Below are 16806 nucleotides of genomic sequence, written 5' to 3' on the forward strand. Positions count from 1 at the left end.
AATTCATGCGTTGCAATATGGAAAGTTTTGTGACGCTGATCCAGCCGCCGCCTTGGCGATGGCGGTCGCGCAATCAATCTCTAAAATCACGTCTTATCAGTGCCTTGATCGGGATTATGACGTCTTGCGACAACGCATGGATATCCACGCGAGAGCCCTGCCCGGCAGGTGTGACGCTCCGCTGCGGCAAAAGGTGGCATCGGCAGAGCGGTGGATAACCTTCGGTCGTCGCCCGCCTGCTTCCCGGAGAGATTGTCGCCTCAGCCCCGGATGGAGCGGATGCGGTTGATGGGCCCGCGGAAGCGCGGCACCACGGCCGAGAGAAGCGGGGCCGGCAGGAGACGCCTGACCTCTGCGATCTCCATCGGCAGGTCGGCGGCCGGAACGCCGGTTCCGGCTTCGCCCAGAACCTCGCCGAGAGCGGTTGCCGTCGGCACGCCGCGACCGGAATAGCCGACCAGCGCGTAGAGGCCCTCCGCCGGATTGTAGAGATGCGGCTGCCGGTCCATGTTGATCGCGAGCTTGCCGGACCAGTACCACCCCCATTTCACACCGGCAAGTTCCGGGAAGGCGGCGGCAAAGCGCTTGCGCATATGGCCCTCCGTCCAGCCGACATTGCGGCCGCGGATCGTCTCGACCAGACCGCCGACGATCATCCGGTTGTCTTTGTCGAAGCGCAGGTAGCGCACATCGGGCCGGGTGTCGCCGAGGCTCTGGTTGCCCGGCAGGATCTTGCGGCGAATGGCCGGATCGAGCGGCTCGCTCGCCAGCGCATAGGACGTCATGATGAAATAGGATTGCCCGAGCGGCGGCAGGAGCCGGTCGGTATAGGCATTGGTGGCGATGCCGACACGGCGGGCGCGCACGGTGCCCGATGGGCAGGTCACGCGCCAGGCATCGCCTTCCCGCGCAAGCGAGATGGCCGGGGAACTCGTGTAGATCTCGGCACCTTCGCCGATTGCGGCGCGCGCCAGCCCGCGCGCATAGGCGAGCGGGTTGAGGTGACCGCCGTCGGGGTGCACCCAGCCACCGTGGAAGGCTTCGGAGCCGGTCATGGCGACGGCCTTGTCCCGGTCGAGCCAGACGCCTTCGATACCCAGTTTTGCATAGGCCTCATACTGGCGTTTCTGCTGGTCGACGGTCGCCGGGCTGTGGGCAAGCTGCAGCGCGCCTGTCGGCGCAGCCTCGCAGTCGATCCCGTATTTCTCGATCAGCGAGAAGACCGTCTTGCCGGAATTGACCAGCATGCCGGTGAAGCGCTGGCCGCGCTCCTGCCCCAGCCGCTCCACGGCCGATTTCGCATTGATGAAGCCGAGAATGGGCACACAGTGGCCATGATTGCGGCCCGAGCCGCCGAAGCCCGGACCTTGCGCCTCGAGAACGATGGTCTTCACGCCCCTGGATGCCGCGTGAATGGCGGCCGTCAGGCCGGTATACCCCGCGCCGATCACTACGAAGTCGGCATCGTGATTGCCGGCGAGCGACGTGGTGGCCGGAGCCGGAGCCGCCGTCGCTTCGTAGAGGATACCCCGGATCGGCATGGTTTTGACCTTTCTCAGAGAGAAACGCTTTCACGAGCCGGCAGCTTCGCCGGCGTCATGGACTGGTGGACTATGGCTTTGACAGCGCGGGCAAGGCGCTCGGCCCAGAGCGAGCGCCCCTGCTGCGTCAGGAGAAGGTCGTTGACGATTTCCAGTCCGCAGGCGGGAAGACCGCTTCCCCATGTGTGATAATCGATGGAGAAGGTGCCGCCGATGCCGGAATAGGGTGCGTTGTCACCGATCACCAGCCCGGTCTCTTCGCTCAGTTGCGCAATCAGCGCATCGGAAAACACCCTGTTCTCATGCCAGATCGTGCCGCCATCCATGTCGCGCAGCGATCCGCCGCCAAGCTGGCGCGTGCAGCTGTGGAGAGAAAGGAACAGCGGGTGCCGGACGCGCTCGACGAGACCGGTGAGAACCCGGTGAACCTCGCCGTGATAGGGCCAGAAATAGGCTTCCAGCCGCTCCTCCCGGTCGGCGGCGCTGAGATTCTGGTTGCCCGGAATTACGATGCCGTCGCTTTCCGTCAGGAAACAGCGGCTGTCCTCGATCCAGCGGTTGCAATCCACCAGCAGGCGCGAGGTGGGAGACAGCACCGCCGGCGCATCCAGAAGGCGGGCGAGTTCGCGCACCACTTCGGCGATACCGATATCCACGCCGACATGCTTTTCGAGATCGGCGGGGTCGAGCCCGAGATTGTCATAGGCGGCGGGAACGCGGCTGCTCGCATGATCGCACACGATCATGCAGGGAAAGCGCCCCTCCGGATTGATGATTTCCGGCAGCCAGCTTGCGTCGGCAACCGGAGTTTTCATCCTGTCATTCGTCGTCATTCTTGTGTTCGATCCGATGGAGATGCGCATTGCCCTTCTTGCGCAGGTCCTCGATCACCGAAAGACGTTCGCGCACGCGGTCAGGGTTGCGTTTGGAAAGGGCGGCGATGATCGCCTCGCACTGGGCGAAGGCGACGACGCGGGTATCGAAGGCCGAAAGGCTTTCGACCGGCGAAACGAGAACCCGATCGGCAAAATTGCTGATCGGGGAAAGCCAGCGATCGGTGAACAGCACGATGCGGGCGCGCGTTTCCCGGGCGAGCTTGGCGAATTCCACGACATCGGCCTGATAGCGGCGATAATCGAAGACGACGAGCGTCACCTGGCTGTTGAAGTCGGCCAGCCGGTCGAAGAGCCGGACGGATTCATTGCCGATATGGAAGACATTCGGCCTGACCTGAGCCAGAAGCAGCGACAGCCGCAACGCCAGCGTCGAACTCGACCGTCCGCCGACGCAATAGATCGTCGAACGCTCGTCGCCGAGCAGGTCCAGCATGGCCTCGAATTCGGCCTCGCGAAAATCGTCGGCGGCCTGATGCAGGGCGCCTGCGAGATTGCGCATGAAGTCCGCATAGACGCCGGCCCCGGGCTCGCCGGCGCTCCGGTCGTCGAACATGGAAAGCGGCGAATTGAGCTTTTCGCTGACCTCGTCGATCAGCACGTCCTGAAAGGCGGCGTAACCGCTGAAACCCAGCTTGGTGACGAGCCTGAGGACGGTCGGAACGCTGACGCCGGCGCGTTGCGCAAAACCGGCAACGGTCGTGAGGCCCGCGGATGGGTAATTCGCCAGCAATGTACGCACTACCCTGGTCTCGGCGCCAGTCAGCTTCAGCTCACCGCCCGTCAACCTGTCCTTGATCGTCATGCCTCACCTCTGTTTCTGTACAATATGATAGATTTTCTAAGTTCACAACGTCATTTGATATAATTTGCTACAGAAATCCGTTGACGCTTGTTCAAGTTGTCATACTATGAAATCCGACTTTCCAGAAAGCTTGCACGATCTGAGATGCAGGCCCTGGAGCTGGCAAACGACAATCAGGGGACACGAAAACGTGGGAAAGAAACTTCGCTTCAGCCTTGTGACGGCATCTCTGCTTTGCGCCACCGCACTTCATGCCGGCGCGGAAACCCTGCGGTTCTCTTCCCAGGGCGATATAACCTCGCTCGATCCCTATACGATTGACGAAACCTTCACCTCCGGCTTCCTCGGCAACATCTATGAAGGTCTCGTTCGCCGCGCTCCCGACCTTTCGATCCAGCCGGCGCTTGCCGAAAGCTGGGAAATGGTCGAGCCGACCCGCTGGCGCTTCCATCTGCGCAAGGACGTGAAGTTCCACGACGGCAGCGCCTTTACGGCCGACGACGTCCTCTATTCCGCCGATCGCGTCCGCGCCGGCGCCTCCGACTTCAAGAACCGCCTTGCGCCCGACACCAAGGTCGTGAAGGTCGACGACTACACGGTCGACTTCATCACCACCACGCCGAACCCGATCATTCACTACCAGTGGGGCAACTGGTACATGATGTCGAAGAGCTGGGCCGAAAAGAACAAGGTCGGCGGGCCGCAGAAGGCCGGCACCGGCGAGGAAGCCTACACCACGTTGCACGAGAACGGCACCGGCCCATTCAAGCTCGACGCCCGCGAACCCGGCATCAAGACGACGCTTTCCGCCAATGCAGACTGGTGGGGCAATGCCGGCCGCACGGACAATGTGACCGATGTGGTGTTCACGCCCATCCCGAATGCCGCGACCCGCGTCGCAGCCCTTCTTTCCGGCCAGATGGACGTGATCTTCCCGGTTCCGGTTCAGGATATCGACCGCGTCGAGCAGTCCGAAGGCACCCACATGATCGTCGGGCCGGAACTGCGCACCGTCTATCTGTTCCTCGACCAGTTCCGCGACGAACTGCTCTATTCGAACATCAAGGGCAAGAACCCGCTCAAGGACCATCGCGTCCGCGAGGCGCTTTATCGCGGCATCGACATCGAGACCATCAAGAAGAAGGTCATGCGCGGCATGTCCACGCCTTCGGCCCTGATGGTGGCGCCGGGCATCAACGGCTTCAGCGAGGACTTCAAGCGTCTCGAATACGATCCGGCAAAGGCCAAGGCCCTGCTGGCCGAAGCCGGCTATCCCGATGGCTTCGAACTCGGCCTCGATTGCCCGAACGACCGCTACGTCAATGACGAGGCGATCTGCGTCGCGGTCACCAACATGTGGGCCAAGATCGGCGTCAAGGTTAAGCTCAACGCCCAGACCAAGTCGAAGTTCTTCGAAAAGGTCTTCGCGCCGAAGCTCGACTTCAGCGTCGGCCTGATCGGTTCCACGCCGCCGAGCTTCGACAGCCTTGCTCCGATCAACTCGCTGCATGTGTGCCCTCGCGTTTCGCCGGAAGCCGCCGCATGGCAGGAAGGCGAACGCGAGAAGGTGTCGAACGGCAAGTCCAACTACGGCGGCTATTGCAACCCGGAAGTCGACAAGCTCGCCGGCCAGATCCTCCTGGAAACGGATCAGGACAAGCGTAACGCGCTGATCAAGCAAACCTGGAAGATCACCACCGACGACATCGCCTATCTGCCGCTGCACCAGCAGTGGATCGCATGGGGCGTGCGCGACGGTGTCGAGCTGAAGCAGCGTCCGGACGATGTTTTCGACTGGCGCTACGTTGAGATAAAGAAGTAACTTCTGTCATCCGGACAGGACGCGGGAAGCCCGTGTCCTGTCCGTGTTTTCCGCCGGAGGAGACGCCGATCCGCCTTCTCCCTACGGACATTCTGGTGCCCGATGTTTTCTTTCCTGCTTCGACGGCTTTTGCAGTCGGCCATCGTGATGCTGGCCGTGGCGCTGATCGCCTTTCTGATGTTCCGCTATATCGGCGACCCCGTGGCCCAGATGGTGGGACAGGAGACGTCGCTTACCGAGCGCGCCGAACTTCGCCAGCAGCTCGGGCTGAACGATCCGGTGCCGGTGCAGTTCGTCACCTTCGTCGGCCGCATCCTGCAGGGCGATTTCGGTCTTTCCTACCAGATGGGGCAGCCGGTCGACACCCTGCTCGCCACGCGGCTGCCGGCGACGCTGGAACTCAGCTTCATGGCCCTCATCATGGCTTCCGTGCTCGGCGTGCCGATGGGTGTCTATACCGGCCTTCATCCGAAAAGCTGGCTGAGCCGCACCCTCATGATCGTCTCGCTCGCCGGTGTTTCGTTGCCCACCTTCTTCATCGGCATCATGCTGATCCTCGTCTTCGGCGTCGAACTCGGCTGGCTTCCCACCTTCGGCCGCGGCGATGTCGTAGAGCTCGGCTGGTGGTCCACCGGCCTGCTCAGCGTCTCGGGATGGAAGTCGATCCTGATGCCGGCCTTTACGCTCGGCCTGTTCCAGCTCACCTTCATCATGCGCCTCATCCGCTCGGAAATGCTGGAGGTGCTGCGCGCCGACTACATCAGGTTCGCCAGAGCCAGAGGGCTGCGCAACAGCTCCATCCATTTCGGCCATGCGCTGAAGAACACGCTGGTTCCGGTCATGACCATCGCCGGCCTTCAGCTCGGCTCTATCATCGCCTTCGGCATCATCACCGAGAGCGTGTTTCAGTGGCCGGGCATCGGCCTCCTCTTCCTGCAGGCGATCTCCACGGCCGACATTCCGATCATGTCCACCTACCTGCTGCTGGTGGCGGCGATCTTCGTCATCATCAACCTGATCGTGGACCTTCTCTATTACGCCGTCGATCCGCGCCTTCGCGCCGATAACGCTTCGGGAGGGCACTGACCATGGCAGCCGGACGACTGGCCAGCTCCATCAAGAGCGACATGCTCTACAAGTTCCTCACCTCGCCGCTAACGGTCTGCGCCGCCATTGTTGCGGCCATCCTGATCCTCTGTGCGCTGCTTTCGCCATGGATCGCGCCGCACGATCCCTTCGATACGGCAACCGTCGACCTGATGAACTCGCTGATCCCGCCGGTCTGGCAGGAAGACGGCGACTGGACCTTCCTGCTCGGGACCGACGACCAAGGCCGCGACTTGCTGTCGGCCATTCTCTACGGCACCCGCACCTCGATCGCCGTCGGCTTCATCGCCGTCGGGCTGGCGGTCGCCATCGGCCTGATCCTCGGCCTTCTCGCCGGTTATCTCGGCGGCTTTGTCGATGGCTTCATCATGCGGGTGGTCGATATCCAGATGACCTTCCCGGCGATCATGGTGGCGCTTCTGATCGACGGCATCAGCCGCGTTATCCTCCCACGCGAACAGCACGACCAGCTGGCGCTTTTCGTCATCATCCTGTCGCTGGCGCTGTCGATCTGGCCGCAGGTGGCGCGCACCGTGCGGGCCTCCACCATGGTGGAGAAGAACCGCGAATACGTGCAGGCGGTGCGCATCATCGGGCGGCCGGCCATCGTCATCATGCTGAAGCATGTCATGCCCAACGTGCTCGGCCCGGTTCTGGTCATTGCAACGATCAATCTCGGCGTGGCGATCCTCGGCGAGGCGACGCTGAGCTTCCTTGGCGTCGGCATGCCGGCGACCGAGCCGTCTCTCGGCACGCTGATCCGGATCGGCAACAACTTCCTCTTCTCCGGGGAGCGCTGGATCGTGATCTTCCCCGGCCTGACGCTCGCCCTGCTCGTCATGTCCGTTAACCTTCTCGGGGACTGGCTGCGCGACGCGCTCGACCCGAAATTGCGATGACTGCGGAAGGGACCTCATCCATGCAGGAAACGGACGCAAAGCCCCCTCTTCTCGCCATCAAGGGCCTGAAGGTCGAATATCCCGGACGCCTGAAGACCTTTGTCGCCGTCGAGGACGTGGCGCTACAGATCCGTCACGGCGAAATCCTCGGTCTGGTGGGCGAATCCGGCGCCGGCAAGTCGACCATCGGCAGCGCCATCATGGGCCTGCTCGACGCGCCGGGCCGGATTGCCGAAGGTGTGATCGAACTCGACGGCGAGCGGATCGACAATCTCGGTTCGGAAGCGATGCGCCGCCTTCGCGGCAAGCGCATCTCGATGATCTTTCAGGATCCGCTGACCAGCCTCAATCCGCTCTACACCATCGGCCGGCAGCTGACCGAGACCATCCGCACCCATCGTTCCGTCAGCGCCGATCAGGCGCGGCGCGATGCGATCGCATTGCTGGAAAAGGTCGGCATCAGCGATGCCGAACACCGCATGGATCAGTATCCGCACCAGTTCTCGGGCGGCATGCGGCAGCGTGTGGTCATCGCGCTGGTGCTCTGCACCGATCCCGACCTCATCATCGCCGACGAACCGACGACGGCGCTCGACGTTTCAGTGCAGGCGCAGATCCTCGATCTCATCAAGCGGCTGGCCGCCGAGCGCAATGCCGGCGTGCTGCTCGTCACACACGATATGGGCGTTATCGCCGAGACCGCGACCCGCGTCGCCGTCATGTATCGCGGTCGCGTGGTGGAAACCGGCGAGACGCAGCAAATCATCCACGCGCCCACCCATGCCTACACCAAAAGCCTGATCGGCGCGGTGCCACGGGCCGATATCAAGCTCGAGCGCTTCCCGCGCGTCGATTTCATCGAAGGTTCGGGCCAGCCCGCGCCGCAGTTCGATGTGCGTAGCCACTGGCTCGGACAGGGCGGCAGCGCGACCTCTCCGGAGCGGACCGTCCGTTCGACACCCCTCGTCGAAATGAACGATCTCGGCATGCGCTTTATCACCCACCGTTCGGTCTTTCCCCGCCGGCGGCGCTATTTCGATGCCGTCAAGGATTTCACCCTCGACGTGAAGAATGGAGAAGTGCTCGGTCTCGTCGGCGAATCCGGCAGCGGCAAATCCACGGTCGCGCGCGTTCTGGCCGGGCTCTACCGGGAATCCGCAGGCTCGATCAATTTCGACGGCAAGGCGTTGGGCGGTCAGGACGGCCGCCGCGAATTCGGCCGGCAGATCCAGATGATCTTTCAGGATCCCTATTCGTCGCTCAATCCGCGTATGCGCGTCGATGCCATCATCGCCGAGCCTATCGAGCATTACCGACTGGCGCCGGACAGGCGCGAGCGCGACATCATCGTCGCCAATCTCCTCGACCTCGTTGGTCTGGGGCAGGATGCCGGCCGCAAATTCCCCCATGAATTCTCCGGCGGCCAGCGCCAGCGCATCTCGATTGCCCGCGCGCTTGCAACGCGCCCGCGCTTCCTGATTTGCGACGAGCCGACCTCGGCGCTGGATGTCTCCATCCAGGCGCAGATCCTGAACCTGTTGAAGGACCTGCAGGAATGGCTGGGGTTGACCATGCTCTTCATCAGCCACGACCTGCCGGTGGTGCGCCAGATGTGCGACCGCATCGCCGTCATGCGCCATGGCAAGCTCTGCGAGGTTGCCGAAACCGAAGCGCTCTTCTCGAACCCGCAGCACAGCTACACGAAAGAGCTTCTCCGGCTGATGCCGCGTCTTTGAAAATCGACAGAAGGGGCGGCACGCGAGATGCCGCCCCTTCGATGATAAGCGTGGCCTTACAGATGCCCCGCGGCTCTCAGGATTGCCCGCGTCGCGGCGATGGCCATTTCCGCCCGGCCGAGTGCATCGACCTTTTCGGCAAGCGCCCGGTGCGGGATCTCGACGCTGACGGTCACGTCCTTCGGGATGGCGCGGGCGAGGCCGAGAAGATCAATGCCGCCCTCTCCGGGAAAGAGACGCTCGCCCCGGGCGATGCGGATCAGCCCCTCGTCGCTCGGATCGTAGGGCACGGCTCCGTCGCAGAACTGGACATAGTTGACCCTGCCCCGCGGCAGTGCTGCGATTTCCTCCAGCGTCGTGGCGGACCGGTCGTAATGCAGCGCATCGACCAGCACGCCGCCATTTTCATGGCCCGCCGCCTCGACGATGGAGAGGGCAGCCTTCAGGTCCGGAACGGCGGTCCAGGGCATGAACTCCAGATCGGCGGTCAGACGATGACGGCCGGCAAGTTCGCAGAAGCGGACGAAGCTCTCGGTGAGCCGCGCCCGGTCGGTATCGTCGCCGGCGACCAGCACATGCCGGGCGTCGAGCGCCTCGCAACGTTCGCAGAAGCGGGCGAAGAGATCCCAGTCGTTTTCGGCCTTGAGGCGGATGATTTCGACATCGCCGACGGAAACACCGGTATCGGCAAGTGCCGAACGCACCTCCTTCAGCACGTTTTCATCCGTCAGCAGAGGATAGGCCGGCTCGCCGCTGGCTGCGGCGGGCAGGATGCGCAGGCCGACCATCTGGTAGCCGGCTTTGGCCGCGATGCGCACGGCTTCGACGGGACCGACCTCGAAGGTCGTCAGGAACGCGAGAGACAGCGCGTGCATGGTCATTTCAGCGGCGAGAAGGACAGCGGTAGGGCGATCTGGCTGGTCATGTCGGGCGTCAGCCAGTCCGGTCCGCCCTTCGGCGGCCACTTGCCGTCGGCGACGGATTTCGCCCGTGCCTCCGAGCGGGCGGCGAGGCTTTCATAGGGCCAGATCTGCGTCAGGCGCGGCTCTCCGTCGAGACCGTACATGGCGACCGTCAATTTGGAATAGGCCTCGCGCTCCGGCACGGCGTCGGCCCACTTGCCCATGGTTGGCACGATGCCGTTGATCTTCGTCCGGTAGGTGCGGAATTCGTAGATCGGGCCGTGGGCGGCAGGCTCCACCGGGGCCAAGAAGTCCAGCGCGCGGTAGCTCTGCATGTCGAGCGAAACCAGATGCTCGACGCAGCCGAACGGATTGTCGCTGCGGAGTGCACGCTCGCGTTCGGCATAGAGATCTTCGAGGCTGTCGAAGGCGCGCAGCACGAACACGCGGTTCAGCGTGCCGATATCCGTGCCCCAGGCGCCGCAGAGCCGCCCCTTGCCTTCCTTCACCCAGGCCTCGATGGCGGGCGCTGCCTTGCCGGCGCCGAAGATCACCGTGTCGAGCGTTGCAAGTTCATAAAGGTTCATGCCGTTTCCTCCTTTGAAGCGATTTCGATGCCCTCGACGGGCTGGCCGGCCAGAATGCGGCCGGCGATGTATCCGAAGGTCATGCCCGGACCGAGCGTGATGCCGCCGGATGGATAGTTTCCGCCCATGACCGAAGACATGTCGTTGCCGACGGCAAACAGGCCGGGCACGGGCTGGCCCGCGCCATCCAGCACCCGCGCGGCCGGATCGGTCACGAGACCGGCGAAGGTGCCGAGCGAACCGGGCACGATCTTCACGGCGTAGAACGGTCCATGGTCGAGCGGGGCGAGCGACGGATTGGGGCCGTGCGCAGCATCGCCCTGCACCCGGTTGTAGACCGAGCGGCCGCGATGGAAATCCGGGTCCTCGCCGCGCGCGGCATAGCCGTTGAAGGCGTGGACGGTCTCTTCGAGAGCCTGTGCGTCGATGCCGCAGGCGCGGGCGAGTTCGCCAAGCGTTCGTCCGGTCCTGAGATAGCCGGAGCGGATCGCCGGACCGACGGGAAAGGGAAAGGGTTTCGACCAGCCGAGCCCCCAGCGGCGCTGCGCTGTGTGGTCGGCTATCAGCCATGCGATGGGCGGACGACCCGCAGGCGTTGCCAGGATCAGTGCCTTCATGAAGTCGTGATAGCTATCCGCCTCGCTGACGAAGCGCCTGCCTTCCGGCGTGACCGCGATGATGCCGGGCTTGGCGCGCTCCACGAGATGGGGGAAATGCGCCGTTGTTCCATCCGGGCGCGGCACCACAGATACCGGGGCGAGCGCCACTGACGAGGCAAGATCGTCCGCCACCGCGCCGCCCGCCTTTTCCCCGAGCCGCAGGCCGTCGCCGGTATTGCTGCGGGGAGCGGCGGAAAAATGCCCCTCACCGCCGCCTGCCTGGGTGGCCAGCGCATCGAGCCGGGCGGGATCGTGCGGAAAGCCGCCGGTTGCCAGCACCACGCCGCGCGCCGCCTGCACCACGGTATCGCCGCCGGATGTGGCAAGCCGCGCGCCGGTGATGCGGTCGCCGTCGCGGAGAAGTTCGATCGCAGGGGCGCTGTCGATCAGGGTGACGGAGAGATCGAGCGCGGAGCGCATCAGCCGGGCGACGAGCGCGTTGCCGTTGACCAGATGCATGCCGCGGCGATGGACGGCGAGGTCGCGAAAATGCCGGGCAAGACGCTTCATCGCATGCAAGGCCGAACCCGGCTTGCGCGACGCATTGAAAAAATGCGTCATGTCCGCGCCGCTTGCGATCCCCATGCCGAAGGGGCTTGCGACATCGAGCGGCGGCCGCAGTTTCTTCACCCACTCGCCGAGTTCGCGCCCGTCGTAAGGCAGGGCGGAGACGGAACGGCCGCCTTTCACCGAACCGGGCGTCTCGTGGAAATCCGGGACGCGATTGCCGTCGATCCAGCGGACGGCGGTGTTTGCGGCGAAGAAGGAGACCATCTCCGGCCCGTTGCGGAGAAAGGCGGAGAGCCGGGGGTCCGAAGCGCGGTTTCCAAGCTCGCTGCGCAGATATTCCATCGGCCCTTCGGGGGCCTCTTCGATGCCGGCCGCCCGCGCCAGCGGATTGCGCGGGATCCAAAGCCAGCCGCCCGACCAGGCAGACGTGCCGCCGAACTGAGCCTCCTTTTCCGCCACGACGACTTTCAGGCCGAAATGCGCGGCGGTCACTGCGGCGGCCAATCCCGCCGCGCCCGAACCGATGACCAGTACATCGCACCCGAGGGTGCGTATCGATTGCCGTTCCATTCATCCCCACTCGAGGGCACGTGACGTAGGGACATCCCTGCGATGGAACGGCAGGCCGCTTACGCGGTCTTGCGATCCGTCGCGGGAGCCGGTTCCACGGCCTTCACGATTGCTTGAAAATATTGCGACCCGGCGGCCGCCTCTCCCAGTTCTGCCGCCGCCGCCTGAAGCGCCGGAGCCAGTTCCGCCATGCGCTCGGCCGTCATGCGCACCGCCGGACCGGCGATGGAAAGACATCCGAGAACAGGGCCATTCGCGTGATAGCGGACAGGCACCGCCATCGCGGCCATGCCCGCGATGTAGCTGTCGACCGCCGTGGCGTAGCCGCGTGCGCGGGCTTCCGCCAGTTGTTCGAGAAGCAGCGTCAGACTGCGCGGCGCATTCGGCCCCGTGCCTTCCGCCTGCCGCAGCAGGCCCTGCGCGGCCACCCGGGAAAGCGCTTCGTCGTCGCTCATCGTCGAAAGCCATGCCTTGCCGCCCGAAGAGCTGGCGAGGTGTACCACCACGCCCTGCTCCTGTCCCGGATCGTAGCGAAGGCCGCGGGTCGCACCCTGCGCCACCGCCACCCAGATCAGCCGATCGCCATCGATCACCGAAAGGCGGATCAGCTCGCCCGAGCGGGTCGCCAGCGCATCGAGCACCGGCTGCGCGACATCGGTGATGCCGGCGCGGCCAAGGAAGCCGAGCCCCATGGCCGGCAGCTTGATGGTCAGGGCATAGTCGCCCTGCGCCTGCACCTGCCGCACATAACCGAGCCGCCCCAGTTCCTGCAGCGTGCGATGCACGCCGCTGACGGGCTGGTCGGTCGCCGATGCGATGGCCGAGACAGGCAGCCCGGTCGGGTGATCGACAAGGAGTTCGATGATGGCGAGGGATTTTTCGAGGACGCTGCTCATGGACCGATTCCGTTGTTGAATACGGTTCCACTAATGCCATCCAGAGGCGAAAGGTCAACCGAAACCGCGCGTCCGGTTGCGGCCGCCTTGCCGATTGCATCGAGTACGATGAGGTTTGCCGTCGCATCCCGCGCCGAGACGAGCGGTGCTCCGCCTTCGCGGATCAGGGCTGCGAAATGGGCAAGCTGGGCCTCGTAGGGATCGGCAGCTTCGATGGCGAGCTTCGTCGGATGCAGCTTGCGCGTCCAGTCCGGTTCTCCCTCCGGTTCCCACAGCGTCAGGTCCGGCAGGGAAAGGCCGGCGCAGCTGCCGGTATAATGATGCGCGGTCACGGGATGGGCGGGAAAACGCACCATGTTTTCACCGGCCGACAGGTCCCAGGCCCAGGGGCCGGTCGCCGCATCCGAGATGCACAGCGTCGCAAGCCCGCCGCCGGCAAAGCTCAGGCAGACGGCTGCCGTATCCTCCACGGCGAAGCCCCGGCATCCATTGCTGGCGATTGCCTGAACCGTGGATATCTCGCCGAAAAAGTGACGTAAAAGGTCGATCTCGTGCACGAGATTGATGAGAAGCGGGCCACCAGCGCCCGGCATGCGGCGCCACGCCGCCTCGAAATAGGTGGCGGGTTTTGCAAGGGAGCAGGTCACCGTGGCCATCACGAGATCGCCGATCCTGCCCGCCCGGATCGCTTCATGCGCCTTGCGGATGATCGGATTGTGCCGCCGGTGATGGCCGACGAGCAGCGGAACGCCGGTCTCCTCTGCAACCGCGATCAGGCGAAGTGCGGAGGTCAGGCTTTCCGCAACGGGCTTTTCCAGAAGCACGGGCATTCCGGCCCGCAGCAGCGCTTCGGAGACCGGAAGATGCGTCTCGTTGGGCGTTGCGACGATGGCGGCCCTGGCCACGCCCGAATCGATCAGGGTGGCAGCGTTCGGGAAAACCGGCAGGCCGAGCGAGGTCGCAAGGCTTGCGCCCGAGGGCATCGGATCGACGATCGCGGACAGGCGAAATCCCGGCATACGCGCCAGCGTATCGATGTGTGTACGGCCGATAGCGCCTGCACCGATGACGGCAATGTCGATTGTCTGCGGCATGTGATCCTCCCCGATCCTGTTTCGACGGATAGCAGACGAAAAAAGAAAATGGAACTAATTTTTATTCTTGAATCATTTTCCACTTTTTGCAATTGTCAGCTCCAGAACAGCAGTTGTTTGGGATCTCGGGGAGGAGAACCGCATGCGAAAAGCGTTGGCTGAGGTCGGGCAGACCTATGATGTTGTCGTGCTCGGCGCAGGAGCAGGCGGCATGTCCGCCGCCGTCTTTGCTGCGCTCGAGGGCATGCGCGTCCTGCTGGTCGAGCGGACGGAATATCTCGGCGGCACGACTGCCTTTTCCGCCGCGACCACATGGATACCGCTCACCCGCCATTCCCGCGCCATCGGCGCCGATGACAGCCGCGAGAAGGTTTCGGGCTTCCTCGATCGCGCGGTCGGAAACCGCAGCCCGAAGGTGCTCAGGGAAGCATTTCTTGCGGCGGGACCCGAGGTCGTGGAGACGCTGGAAAACAAAACGGACGTCCACTTCCGCCCCCGCCCCTTCCACCCGGACTATCTCTATGAACTGGAGGGTGCTACGTCTTTCGGCCGGGCGCTGGAACCCACACCCTTCGAAGCCGGCGAGCTCGGGGCCGATCTTGCCCTCATCCGCCCGCCGATCCCGGAATTCACCATTCTCGGCGGCATGATGATCGACCGCGACGATATCGGCCACCTGATGAAGATGGGCAAGTCGCTGAAATCCGCCGTCTACTCGGCGCGACTGATCGGTCGCTACTATCTCGGCAAGATGCGCCATGGCCGCGATCCTCGCCTTCTGATGGGCAACGCCCTGATCGGCCGGATGCTGCTGACCGCCAAAAAGCTCGGCGTCGACATCCTGACCGAGACCGAAACGACCGCCTTCGTCACGGACAAGAACGGCGTGACGGGCGTGACCCTGCGCCAGAAGGGCATCGACAAGCGGATCACGGTGACGGGCGGTGTCGTGCTCGCCTCTGGCGGCTTTTCGCGCCATCCGAAGATGCGCACGGAAAAGCTGCCGCATCCGGCACCCGAATTCAGTCCGTCCGCTCCCGGCCATACCGGCGCGCTGCACGATCTCGCCTTTGCCGCCGGTGCTCACCACGGAACCACCTCGGCGCAGCCCTGCTTCTGGGCGCCGGTGTCGCATCGTCGTCGGCCGGATGGTTCGATGGCAGTCTTCCCGCACTTCGTCTTCGACCGGTCGAAGCCGGGCATCATTTCGGTCGGACGCGACGGCCGGCGCTTCGTCAACGAAAGCACCAGCTACCACCAGTTCGTCTCGGCCATGTATGCGACCAACAAGGATGGCAGCCACGTGCCGACCTATCTGATCGCCGATGCAAAGGCGCTGAAGACCTATGGCATGGGCATGATCCGGCCCGGCGGTGCCAACATCAAGCCATACCTTGCCGATGGCTACCTGACAGAGGGCGCAACGCTCGATGAACTCGCCCGCAAGCTCGGCATCGATGCCAACGGCCTGAAGGACAGCGTTTCCCGCATGAACGCCTATGCGAAGACCGGCGTCGACGCCGATTTCGCCCGCGGCACGACCGTCTATGAAAAGGCGAACGGCGACCCGACCCATGGGCCGAACCAGACGCTCGGCGCGCTTGAGACCGCACCCTATTATGCCGTGAAGCTCTGGCCGGGCGATATCGGCTCGGCGACGGGGCTGGTGGGCGACGAGAACGCCCGGCTTCTTCGGGACGACGGTTCCATCATCGAAGGGCTCTATGCCTGCGGCAACGATCTGCAGTCGATCATGGGGGGCGTCTATCCCGGTCCCGGCATCACCGTCGGCCCGGCCATCGTTTTCGGCGCCATCGCGGCCCGTCATGCGGCGCAGCGCGCGGCGGCGGCCCGTCGGGGAGAAGCTGGCCGGGGAGAAGCGGCATGAGCCGGATCCTCGTTACCGGCGGCGCGGGGTTCGTCGGCCTTCGCACGGTCGCGGCGCTGCTGAAGGCCGGCCATCAGGTGCGGATCTTCGACCTTGCGCCGCGCCCCGAGCTTCTGCCGCTCGCGGCCAATGTCGAGATCGTCTTCGGCGATATCACCGATGCGGCCGCTGTCTGCTCCGCGGCGAAGCAATGCAGCGGTATCGTCCATCTCGTCGGCCTGATGACGGTCGATTGCGCCCGCGATCCGGCGCTCGCCACGCGGGTCAATCTGATCGGCAGCATCAATGTCTTCGAGGCGGCGAAAGCGGCCCGGCTGCCGGTCGCCTATCTCAGCACGGCGGGTGTCTTCGGCCCACAGGACGCCGTGCATCCACGGCCGATGACGGTCTATGGCGCAACCAAGCTCGCCATCGAGGGCGTGGCGCGGGCATGGCATCTGGATTACGGCGTGCCGAGCCTCGGACTTCGCCCCTATATCGTCTACGGCCCCGGCATCAGCGCCGGCATTGCCGCGGGACCATCGATTGCGATTGCCGCCTCAGTCGCGGGAAAACCGGCGGAAATCCGCTTTTCCGGCCGCGTCGGCTTCGTTCATGTGGATGACGTGGCGCGCATGCTGACGGCGGCCATGACCCGGCCGCTGGAGGGCGCGACCGTTCTGACCATGGCGGGCGATACCGCCGAGATGGGCGATTTCGTCAGCGAGCTTGCCCGCCAGTCCGGCTGGAACGGCATCACCGTCAGCGGCAAGCCGCTGCGCATTCCCGCCGATCTGGCTTCCGATCCGGTGCCGGCTTTTCTCGGCGCGCAGCCTTCGACGGGAATTGCCGCAGGCATTGCGCAGACGCTGGCCGAACTTTCGGCGAGGGCCGTTCAATGAATCGTCCAATGTTTCG

At 64.3% G+C, this 16806-nt stretch carries 14 protein-coding genes; 6 read left to right on the plus strand and 8 right to left on the minus strand.

Going from position 1 to position 16806, the window contains the following annotated elements:
- Positions 1–260 precede the first annotated feature (260 nt).
- Genes NBH21_RS18355 through NBH21_RS18365 form a run of 3 tightly spaced genes read right to left on the minus strand, consistent with a single transcriptional unit; the run spans position 261 to position 3239 of the window.
- Entirely contained in the window at positions 261–1541 is a 1281-nt protein-coding gene (locus tag NBH21_RS18355; protein WP_250911760.1) for an NAD(P)/FAD-dependent oxidoreductase, read from the minus strand.
- 14 nt (positions 1542–1555) lie between these two features.
- A complete protein-coding gene (locus NBH21_RS18360; RefSeq protein ID WP_250911759.1) occupies positions 1556–2374 on the minus strand; it encodes an N-formylglutamate amidohydrolase in 819 nt (272 codons plus the stop codon).
- Positions 2361–3239: a MurR/RpiR family transcriptional regulator gene (locus tag NBH21_RS18365; RefSeq protein ID WP_250911758.1), complete on the minus strand. Its 879-nt coding sequence runs from the start codon at positions 3237–3239 to the stop codon at positions 2361–2363. The genes NBH21_RS18360 and NBH21_RS18365 overlap by 14 nt, the downstream gene beginning before the upstream one ends.
- A gap of 190 nt (positions 3240–3429) precedes the next feature.
- On the opposite strand from NBH21_RS18365, the gene NBH21_RS18370 reads away from it, so the two are divergent.
- The 4 genes from NBH21_RS18370 to NBH21_RS18385 all read left to right on the plus strand — a co-directional run bounded on the left by NBH21_RS18370 (position 3430) and on the right by NBH21_RS18385 (position 8803).
- Entirely contained in the window at positions 3430–5061 is a 1632-nt protein-coding gene (locus NBH21_RS18370) for an ABC transporter substrate-binding protein (RefSeq protein ID WP_250911757.1), read from the plus strand.
- Between the two features lie 102 nt (positions 5062–5163).
- Positions 5164–6147, plus strand: coding sequence for an ABC transporter permease (locus NBH21_RS18375; RefSeq protein WP_250911756.1), 984 nt, complete (start codon positions 5164–5166; stop codon positions 6145–6147).
- A gap of 2 nt (positions 6148–6149) precedes the next feature.
- The gene (locus NBH21_RS18380) at positions 6150–7067 is read left to right on the plus strand and encodes an ABC transporter permease (protein ID WP_250911755.1); all 918 of its coding nucleotides are present in this window, start codon (positions 6150–6152) and stop codon (positions 7065–7067) included.
- A gap of 20 nt (positions 7068–7087) precedes the next feature.
- Entirely contained in the window at positions 7088–8803 is a 1716-nt protein-coding gene (locus tag NBH21_RS18385; protein ID WP_250911754.1) for a dipeptide ABC transporter ATP-binding protein, read from the plus strand.
- A 56-nt stretch (positions 8804–8859) separates the two neighbouring features.
- Here the strand turns inward: NBH21_RS18385 and NBH21_RS18390 are convergent, their stop codons facing one another.
- The 5 genes from NBH21_RS18390 to NBH21_RS18410 are packed head-to-tail and all read right to left on the minus strand — an operon-like array spanning position 8860 to position 14021.
- Positions 8860–9678 carry a sugar phosphate isomerase/epimerase family protein gene (locus NBH21_RS18390; protein WP_250911753.1) on the minus strand — a complete coding sequence of 273 codons (819 nt, stop codon included), beginning with the start codon at positions 9676–9678 and terminating at the stop codon, positions 8860–8862.
- Between the two features lie 2 nt (positions 9679–9680).
- Positions 9681–10292 (minus strand): NIPSNAP family protein, encoded by a 612-nt coding sequence (locus NBH21_RS18395; RefSeq protein ID WP_250911752.1) that lies wholly within the window; start codon positions 10290–10292, stop codon positions 9681–9683.
- Positions 10289–12031 (minus strand): FAD-dependent oxidoreductase, encoded by a 1743-nt coding sequence (locus NBH21_RS18400; RefSeq protein ID WP_250911751.1) that lies wholly within the window; start codon positions 12029–12031, stop codon positions 10289–10291. Before NBH21_RS18400 ends, NBH21_RS18395 begins: the two co-directional genes overlap by 4 nt.
- A 59-nt stretch (positions 12032–12090) precedes the next feature.
- Positions 12091–12927: an IclR family transcriptional regulator gene (locus NBH21_RS18405; protein ID WP_250911750.1), complete on the minus strand. Its 837-nt coding sequence runs from the start codon at positions 12925–12927 to the stop codon at positions 12091–12093.
- The gene (locus NBH21_RS18410) at positions 12924–14021 is read right to left on the minus strand and encodes a Gfo/Idh/MocA family protein (RefSeq protein ID WP_250911749.1); all 1098 of its coding nucleotides are present in this window, start codon (positions 14019–14021) and stop codon (positions 12924–12926) included. The genes NBH21_RS18405 and NBH21_RS18410 overlap by 4 nt, the downstream gene beginning before the upstream one ends.
- 142 nt (positions 14022–14163) lie before the next feature.
- Between NBH21_RS18410 and NBH21_RS18415 the strand changes: the two genes are divergently transcribed.
- Together NBH21_RS18415 and NBH21_RS18420 are read left to right on the plus strand one after the other, a co-directional pair.
- Entirely contained in the window at positions 14164–15909 is a 1746-nt protein-coding gene (locus tag NBH21_RS18415; protein ID WP_250911748.1) for an FAD-dependent oxidoreductase, read from the plus strand.
- Entirely contained in the window at positions 15906–16790 is an 885-nt protein-coding gene (locus tag NBH21_RS18420; protein ID WP_250911747.1) for an NAD-dependent epimerase/dehydratase family protein, read from the plus strand. The genes NBH21_RS18415 and NBH21_RS18420 overlap by 4 nt, the downstream gene beginning before the upstream one ends.
- The last annotated feature ends 16 nt before the right edge of the window (positions 16791–16806 follow it).

This window comes from Ciceribacter sichuanensis, from assembly GCF_024055605.1.
GTDB lineage: Bacteria > Pseudomonadota > Alphaproteobacteria > Rhizobiales > Rhizobiaceae > Allorhizobium > Allorhizobium sichuanense.

Excerpts from the sequence above, each read along its gene's own strand:
- NBH21_RS18355 (WP_250911760.1), bottom strand. The coding sequence starts at position 1,541 with ATGCCGATCCGGGGTATCCTCTACGAAGCGACGGCGGCTCCGGCTCCG.
- NBH21_RS18360 (WP_250911759.1), bottom strand. The coding sequence starts at position 2,374 with ATGACGACGAATGACAGGATGAAAACTCCGGTTGCCGACGCAAGCTGG.
- NBH21_RS18365 (WP_250911758.1), bottom strand. The coding sequence starts at position 3,239 with ATGACGATCAAGGACAGGTTGACGGGCGGTGAGCTGAAGCTGACTGGC.
- NBH21_RS18375 (WP_250911756.1), top strand. The coding sequence starts at position 5,164 with ATGTTTTCTTTCCTGCTTCGACGGCTTTTGCAGTCGGCCATCGTGATG.
- NBH21_RS18380 (WP_250911755.1), top strand. The coding sequence starts at position 6,150 with ATGGCAGCCGGACGACTGGCCAGCTCCATCAAGAGCGACATGCTCTAC.
- NBH21_RS18385 (WP_250911754.1), top strand. The coding sequence starts at position 7,088 with ATGCAGGAAACGGACGCAAAGCCCCCTCTTCTCGCCATCAAGGGCCTG.
- NBH21_RS18390 (WP_250911753.1), bottom strand. The coding sequence starts at position 9,678 with ATGCACGCGCTGTCTCTCGCGTTCCTGACGACCTTCGAGGTCGGTCCC.
- NBH21_RS18395 (WP_250911752.1), bottom strand. The coding sequence starts at position 10,292 with ATGAACCTTTATGAACTTGCAACGCTCGACACGGTGATCTTCGGCGCC.
- NBH21_RS18400 (WP_250911751.1), bottom strand. The coding sequence starts at position 12,031 with ATGGAACGGCAATCGATACGCACCCTCGGGTGCGATGTACTGGTCATC.
- NBH21_RS18405 (WP_250911750.1), bottom strand. The coding sequence starts at position 12,927 with ATGAGCAGCGTCCTCGAAAAATCCCTCGCCATCATCGAACTCCTTGTC.
- NBH21_RS18410 (WP_250911749.1), bottom strand. The coding sequence starts at position 14,021 with ATGCCGCAGACAATCGACATTGCCGTCATCGGTGCAGGCGCTATCGGC.
- NBH21_RS18415 (WP_250911748.1), top strand. The coding sequence starts at position 14,164 with ATGCGAAAAGCGTTGGCTGAGGTCGGGCAGACCTATGATGTTGTCGTG.
- NBH21_RS18420 (WP_250911747.1), top strand. The coding sequence starts at position 15,906 with ATGAGCCGGATCCTCGTTACCGGCGGCGCGGGGTTCGTCGGCCTTCGC.